Source organism: Kitasatospora sp. NPDC007106, assembly GCF_040634455.1.
GTDB lineage: Bacteria > Actinomycetota > Actinomycetes > Streptomycetales > Streptomycetaceae > Kitasatospora > Kitasatospora arboriphila.
Genome location: NZ_JBEYFP010001231.1, coordinates 1 through 1,389 on the forward strand (window position 1 = coordinate 1; position 1,389 = coordinate 1,389).

A 1,389-nucleotide genomic window follows, 5' to 3' on the forward strand; every position below is an offset into this window, starting at 1 on the left:
GACGGGCCGGATCCCTTCCCCGGCCGCGAAAGACACTGGTCGGGGCCGTTGCCGCCGAGCCGCGAGGGCCTTCCGTCCGTACCCTGGAAGCCGGTGTGAACCCGTGCGCCGCCGGGCGGGCGACCGTCCGAGACCGCCGCAGGACGCGGCCGGCGAACCCGTCCGGGAGGGGTGCGCGGCGCTCGCTGAGAGGAGCGGCGATGGCCAGGCCAGTGTGGACGGGTGTCCTGACGTTCGGCCTCGTGACCGTGCCGGTGGCGCTGTACACGGCGACGGACAACCACACCGTCCGCTTCCACCAGCTCGAACGCGGCACCTCGGACCGGGTGCGCAACCGCCGGGTCAACGAACGCACCGGCGAGGAGGTCGCCTTCGGCGACATCGTGAAGGGCTACGAGGTCGGCGACGGCGAGTACGTCGTCGTGGAGCCGGAGGAACTGGAGCAGATCTCGCCCGGCCGGTCGCGGACGATCGACGTCTCCGGCTTCGTCGACCTCGGCGAGATCGAGCCGATCTACTTCGACAAGACGTACTACCTGGGCCCGAAGGGCAAGGAGTACGGCAAGGTCTACGCCCTGCTGACCAAGGCCCTGGAGCGGTCGAACCGGGCCGGGCTGGCGATGTTCTCCATGCGCGGCAAGGAGTACCTGACGGCCGTCCGCTCGGAGAACGGCCTGCTGGAACTCCACACCATGCACTTCGCCGACGAGGTGCGGGACCCGCGCCGGGAGATCGACGACCTGCCGGACGGCCGGGAGGAGTTCAGCGGCGCCGAGCTGCGGACGGCGGAGCAGCTGATCGACACGCTGGCCGTCGACTGGGACCCGGAGGAGTACCGGGACACCTTCGAGGAGCAGGTCCGCCACCTCATCGAGGACAAGCAGGCCGGCCGGGAGACGGTGCTCTCCGAGGGCCCGCCGGCCGAGGCCACCAACGTCGTGGACCTGATGGACGTCCTGCGGCGGAGCCTGGACGACGCCCGCGGCGGGTCCGCGAAGCGCGGCTCGGGCGGGGCCGCGGAGGCGACCGGGTCCGCCCCGCAGGCGAAGGCCGGGCGGACGCCGAAGGCCGCGGGCGGCAAGAAGAGCACCTCGTCGGCGGCGGACCGCGGCGGTGCGGCGCCGGAGAAGAAGCGGGTCGGTTCGTCGAAGGCGGCGGAGGACCTGTCGAAGCTGACCAAGCCCGAGCTCTACAAGCGGGCCACGGAGCTCGGCATCCCGCACCGCTCGGCGATGAACCGCGACGAGCTGCAGGCCGCGGTGGAGAAGGCCGGCCACGGGCTTCGCGCGGTGTCCTGACCGGCCGGGGCCTTCACGGCCGGGGCACCGCCGGGGCCTTCAGAGCCGGCCGGACGGCCGGGGCGCGCCGCCGGGCCAGGGTGCGGCGGGC

General features: G+C 73.2%; 1 protein-coding gene. It reads left to right on the forward strand.

Features of this window, described 5'->3' with window-relative positions; all coding sequences use genetic code 11:
- The first annotated feature begins 200 nt into the window (after positions 1 to 200).
- On the forward strand, positions 201 to 1,298 hold the full coding sequence (locus ABZ641_RS37380; protein WP_359989040.1) for a Ku protein: 1,098 nt from the start codon (positions 201 to 203) through the stop codon (positions 1,296 to 1,298).
- Positions 1,299 to 1,389: the final 91 nt, after the last annotated feature.